Below are 5443 nucleotides of genomic sequence, written 5' to 3'. Positions count from 1 at the left end.
GTCCAGGCGGCCCAGGCCCGTTCGCTGGTGGGGCCGGTGCCGGACAGGAGGCGGGAGAAGGCCTCGAAGGCCTCGGGGGTCGGCTGGAGCACCGGCACGGGGCGGGCTCCGGCGGCCGGTTCGTCCCAGGGTTCCTCGTCGGGCAGGAAGGTGGTGCGTCCGCCGGTCTCGGCCTGCCTGATCAGGAGCCCCGGTTCGGCGGGCAGTGCGGTGCGGCCCCAGAGCCGGGGCGGCAGCGGCTGGACGACGGCGAGCGGCGAGGTGCGGGGCCAGCCGTGCAGGAGCCGCTGTGCGCTGCCGTTCTGCCACAGGGGTCCCACACAGTCGCTGATCACGAGGGTGAGCCAGCGGCCCGTGGGGTCGTGGAACTCGTCGGCCGAGCGCAGGCGGGTGTGGTGGCTGGGCCCGGCGGTGGTGCCGATGAGCGGGATGCCGCCGTCGCCCGCGTACAGATGGTGGACCCGGACGCTGCCGAAGGCGCCGGACTGCTGGCAGGCCTGGCGCAGTTCCTCGACCAGTTGCCCCCAGACGGCCATCGCGGGGCCGGTGTCCATCAGGAGCTGGATGTCGCAGCGCCGGCGGCGGCCGGGGCGGCGGACGGGCACCAGGACTCCGCTGGCGGCGGCGTGGTCGGCGGTCGCCTCCTCGTCGATCGCTCCGTCCCGGGGCGGGGCGGCGGGTCCGCGGTAGCGGCCCAGGGCGCGCAGCGCCTGTTCGAGGCCCAGCAGGCCCGGCAGCGCGGTGGCCGCCGGGGCGCGCACCGGGAAGACCTGCCGGGCGCCGTCGGTCCCTGGACCGGCACCGCCGCCCGCCGTGTGCAGGGGGACGGCGCCGAGCGAGGTGTCCGTGCCGGGTTCCTGGCCGGTCCCGGGGGTGTGGTCCGCCGGTGGGCGGATCGTCGGCCCCGTCCCGTTCTCCGCCGGGGCGGACGGGTCGGCCGGCCCGCGGTCCTGCCCGGCGCGGGGCGGCGCCGGATCGAGCCACCGGGACAGCCAGACGGCGTCGGCCACCTCTTCGGCGGTGGGGTCGAGTCCGCCCCGGCGCAGCCGGCCGATCAGGTCCTCCAGATGCATCCCGTGCATCCGGCTCACCGCGAGCGGTCGAGTGGGTGCATGAGCAGGTCCGCGATCCGCTCGCGGGTGAGGCGCTCCGCGTGGGGGGTGTGCTGGGTGAGGAAGAGGGCGTTGAGCAGTTGGTCCGCGGCGACGACCTCGCCGGGCTCCCGGTCGAGGAACCGGTCGATGAGATCGCGGCCCTGCTCGACGCTCTCGCCGCCGAGGTGTGCCTCGACCATGGCGGTGAGCTGTTCCTCACCGGGCGGTTCGAGCTCCAGCTGGATGCAGCGCCGCAGGAGGGGAGCGGGGAAGTCCCTTTCCCCGTTGGACGTCAGGATGATCAGCGGGAAGGCGGTGCAGGCGACGCGTCCGCCGTGCACGGGCACGCGGCGGCCGTCGTGGGTGAGGACCTCGACGACGGGTTCGCGGTCGGCCACGCGCTCCAGCTCGGGGATGGCGAACTCGCCCTCCTCCAGCGTGTTCAGAAGGTCGTTGGGCAGGTCGAGGTCGCTCTTGTCGAGTTCGTCGATCAGCAGGACACGGGGTACTTCGGCGGGCAGCAGCGCGGTGCCGAGGGGGCCGAGTCGTACGTACGATCCGATGCCGGACGGGGCTGCCGCGGGCGCCGCGGTGGCGCCCTGGGCCCGCTCCAGCTGGACGTCCTGGAGGCGGCCGATGGCGTCGTAGCGGTACAGGCCGTCCTGGAGTGTGGTGCGGCTGACGACGGGCCAGCGCAGTACGCGGCCGAGGCCCAGCTCGTGTGCCACGGCGTAGGCGAGGGTGGACTTGCCGGTGCCCGGGTTGCCGGTGACGAGGAGGGGGCGGCGCAGATAGAGGGCCGCGTTGACGGCGTCGACCTCGGCGGGCCGGGGCGCGTAGTTCTCCACGAGGCGCCGCCGTACGCCGAGCCGGCGGGCGCTGCTGGGGTCGTCCGGTCCGGACTCGGGTCGGTCGGGTGCCGCCGCGAAGTCCCGCCAAGGGGGCGGCGGGGGTAACTGCCGCACACCGTCGTGCGGCTGACCCACCCCGCGGTAGATCCGCCAGTCGTTCACCATGGGCTCCTCCCGGCTCTGGTGATCATGCAGCGGGTCCCGGCTGTTCGATGTACGACGTTACCGCCGGTGCGCCGGGCCTGCCGAGCTTCCTGTTCGTCCGGTGTCGAATCCGGTCAGCGAACATCCGTGCGAGGCAAGGGAGTTGGGAGTCGATTCACGTGTCGGGGGCTGCCATGAGGGGCGGTTGCATGGGTTCCGTTCCGTGTGGCGGACGATCCGGCGGATCGAACAGTACAGCGATGTCGCCCACGAGACCCTCCGCCGTGTCGGGATCCGACACCCGGATCCTGAGCTCGCGCACCTGCCGGTGCAGCCCCTCGGCCCCGCCCGCCAGGCCGAGCAACTGCCCGGCCTGCACGTGGAACTCGCGGCACTCCTCGTGGTCGTGGCCGTCCCTGCGCCACAGCACCAGGGGGTGCCCGGCGGCGAGCGCGGCGGCCATGGCGTCGAAGCCGGGACCGCTGCCGACCGGACCGCAGTGGACGGGAACGCACGCGTCGTCCATACCCGAGAGCCGGCCGTACGCCGCCATCCTGCCCTCCGGACGTCCCGTCTGCGGGTGCCCCTGTGCCGTCGCCTCACCCCTCAACGGCCCGGCGGACAGCGGCCGGTTCGCCACGCCCGCCCATCTGCGGCGCCATTCGGGGCTGGCCGGCCGGGCGTTGCGCCGACGGTCACGGATGACGACGACCCTGCGCAGTCCCAGCGGCATGGACTGTTCGTCGAAGAGGTCGGCGTCGTCCCAGGCGTCGTCGGCGCCGATCCGCCAGTCGTCGAGCGGCACGTCGAACAGCCGGCGCGGCAGGAAGGCCTCGACCGCGGCCAGGTGTTCGCCGCGGTCACCCAGGCGCAGGGCCTCCGCCAGCGGTTCCCTCAGGTACTGGTGCAGTTCGTCGCGGCGCACGCCCTGGTCGTTGCTGTAGAGCGGGGTGACGTCCTGGCCGTCGTAGAGGAGCTTGACGCTCAGGGGATACCGCTCTCCGTAGACGGGCTCCCCGACGTCGACGAGGACGTCCGCCCGGGCCCGGGACGGTGTCCGCGCCATCGTCGGGACGGTCGCCGGTGTCCGGAGGTTCTCCTCGGACAGGCGGTCCAGGAGGGCGTCGATGTCCTCGCGGATGGCCTGCCGTGCGGAGAGGGTCGCCTGCTCGGTGATCCAGGCGGTGAAGTCGCGCAGCCGGTCGCGGTCCACGTCGGCGGGGTGGTCGAGGGCGGCGTGCCTGGCCACCTTGGCCGCGTACAACAGGACGGCGTCGAGGGCCAGTTCGGGTCTGCCGCCGTGGTCGTGGTCGCCCGGGTCCCGCAGGCCGTGCAGGAGTCCGGCGCCCTCGCGCCAGGTGCGCGGGTCGTGCTCGATGGGCGAGCGGTAGTCCTCCTGCACCACACGGGACTTGACCTCGTGAACGAGGTGCATGACCTCGCCCGGGCCGCCGGGCGGCGGGAGATGGGCGAAGTGGCCGTAGAGACGGACGCGCAGTCCGGGGTCGAGCCCATGGGCGCCGGGAGCGCGCAGCCGGGTCTGGGTCCTGGTCCAGTCCGCGCCCGCCGCCGGGTCGTTGAAGCGGTCGAGGTGGTGGAGGTCGTGCGCCCCCATGACGGTGTGCAGGATCTCGCCCCCGCGCACGTCGTACAGCTCGCGCAGCGCGGTGATGGGGACGGCGGCTCCCTCGTGCCGGCCGCGCCCCTTGTTCATGCCGATGACGGCGCCGTGCCGCAGGTCGACCACGGGCCCGCCCGAGACTCCCTCGACCGGCGTCTGGCCGGTGAGGAGCAGCGCCTTGCCGTCCAGGGCGGACGCCTGTCCGATGCCGTGCCGCATACCGAGGTCGCCGGTCTGCCGTGACCAGCCGTGCAGGCTGACCAGGGCGGGGATGGTCGGCGCCCGGTCGCTCAGCCAGACGCACGGCGCGTCTTCCGCGCCCCGCACCCTGACGAGCGCGATGTCCGGGAACCGCCAGCTGCCGCGGACCCCGTCGGGCTCCTCGGGCCGCGGTTTGGCGAGCACCACCTCGCCGGTGGTCTTGCCGCCCTGCCAGGTCACGCCGACGGCGTTGCCACTTCGCCACACGGCCGCTCCCCCCTTTCCCACGACATGGGCGCAGGTCAGCAGCCAGCCGGGTGCTATGAAGAAACCGCTGCCCCAGTACTCCTCACGGTCCGGTGCATACCCGTCGCCCGGGGCCACGATGCGCGCGAGCGAGGGGCGCACCATCTCCTCAAGGGCGCTCATCCGGTGCCGGAGGCCGAGGGTCCGGGCTGCCCGTCGCCGCCGTCTCCCTGCCCCGCACCCGCCGCGCCCGCCTGCCCCGCGGGCTCGGTCCAGGTCAGCGACACGGAAAGGGAAGCCTGGCCACCGCCTCCCGCGATGGCTCCTACGATCCTGCCCGCCTGCGCCGACAGTTCGATGCCGAAGCTCACGGCCACCTCGACCGGTGCCGGGGTGTCGAGACCGGCGCGCAGGGAGCGCACGACGCCACCGACCGCGTCGGCGAGTCCGCCCGCCATGTCGATGATCCGGTCCCCGACCCCGGTGTCCTGATATCCGTCCCCGTCCAGCGCGGCCTCGTCCGCCGCACTGACCCTCGCCCATACGACGGTCCCGTCGTCGAGCCGTATCCGTTCGATCCCTCCACCCACGGCGCCCCCGTCCGTTCGCTGCCGGTTTCCCTTTGCCAACTGTGAAGCTCCCCTACCGCAGGGAAGGAGAAGGCTAACTCCCGACCTGGGACATGTGCGAGGGGCACCTATACGAGAGGCGCCTCTATGAGAGGCACCTGCCGGTGACGGCTCCCGGCGACCGGATCCGGCGGGCAGTACATAGGCTGTGAACGGAAACCGGTCCACAGACTGTGAACTGTGACCGGAGGCGGAACACGGACGCACGCAGGAGAACACCCCATGTACTTCACCGACCGCGGCATCGAGGAACTGGAGAAGCGGCGCGGCCAGGAAGAGGTCACCTTCGAGTGGCTCGCCGAGCAGCTGCGTACGTTCGTCGACCTCAACCCGGACTTCGAGGTCCCGGTCGAGCGCCTGGCAACCTGGCTGGCCCGACTGGACGATGACGAGGACGAGGAGTAAGCGGCAGGCCTGGGGCTCCGGTCCACAGCTGCGGGCGCCTGGCCGGTGCGGGGTCGGTTGCGGACCGTGCCTGGCTTCACCGGGCGTGACCGCTCGGCACGATCGGCGTCCAGCCGGGCCGGCTGGCTGACCGACCGACCGGCTGGCCAGTTCAACGTCTGCGGCGGGTCCGCTCGACCTTCCCGGCGGGCCCGCTCAGCCTTTCCGGCGCAGCCGCTCGCCCTCTCCGAAGAGCTCTCTCGACCTCCCGCC

5 protein-coding genes are annotated in these 5443 nt (G+C 73.2%); 1 reads left to right on the top strand and 4 read right to left on the bottom strand.

Annotated features, from left to right (window positions below; genetic code table 11):
• The 4 genes from AOK17_RS43150 to AOK17_RS43135 all read right to left on the bottom strand — a co-directional run.
• Positions 1-1082, bottom strand: a 1082-nt coding sequence (locus AOK17_RS43150) for an SAV_2336 N-terminal domain-related protein (protein ID WP_281198678.1), incomplete at its 3' end; no start/stop codon positions are given.
• Positions 1083-1087: 5 nt separating this feature from the next.
• Entirely contained in the window at positions 1088-2107 is a 1020-nt protein-coding gene (locus tag AOK17_RS43145; protein ID WP_055618113.1) for an AAA family ATPase, read from the bottom strand.
• Between the two features lie 157 nt (positions 2108-2264).
• The gene (locus tag AOK17_RS43140) at positions 2265-4340 is read right to left on the bottom strand and encodes a VMAP-C domain-containing protein (protein WP_107102651.1); all 2076 of its coding nucleotides are present in this window, start codon (positions 4338-4340) and stop codon (positions 2265-2267) included.
• The gene (locus tag AOK17_RS43135; protein WP_245697740.1) at positions 4337-4747 is read right to left on the bottom strand and encodes a CU044_2847 family protein; all 411 of its coding nucleotides are present in this window, start codon (positions 4745-4747) and stop codon (positions 4337-4339) included. Before AOK17_RS43135 ends, AOK17_RS43140 begins: the two co-directional genes overlap by 4 nt.
• A gap of 261 nt (positions 4748-5008) precedes the next feature.
• Between AOK17_RS43135 and AOK17_RS43130 the strand changes: the two genes are divergently transcribed.
• Complete coding sequence (locus AOK17_RS43130; RefSeq protein WP_055618111.1) at positions 5009-5191, top strand: DUF6104 family protein; 183 nt, start codon at positions 5009-5011, stop codon at positions 5189-5191.
• Positions 5192-5443 lie beyond the last annotated feature (252 nt).

Source organism: Streptomyces phaeochromogenes (genome assembly GCF_001418655.1).
In the GTDB taxonomy this organism is placed as follows: Bacteria; Actinomycetota; Actinomycetes; order Streptomycetales; family Streptomycetaceae; genus Streptomyces; species Streptomyces phaeochromogenes.
Note: the sequence above shows the minus strand (reverse complement) of the source record. Positions and strands in the feature narration are given on the sequence as shown.

Coding starts and splice junctions, on each gene's coding strand:
- AOK17_RS43140 (WP_107102651.1), bottom strand. CDS start 4,340: ATGAGCGCCCTTGAGGAGATGGTGCGCCCCTCGCTCGCGCGCATCGTG.
- AOK17_RS43130 (WP_055618111.1), top strand. CDS start 5,009: ATGTACTTCACCGACCGCGGCATCGAGGAACTGGAGAAGCGGCGCGGC.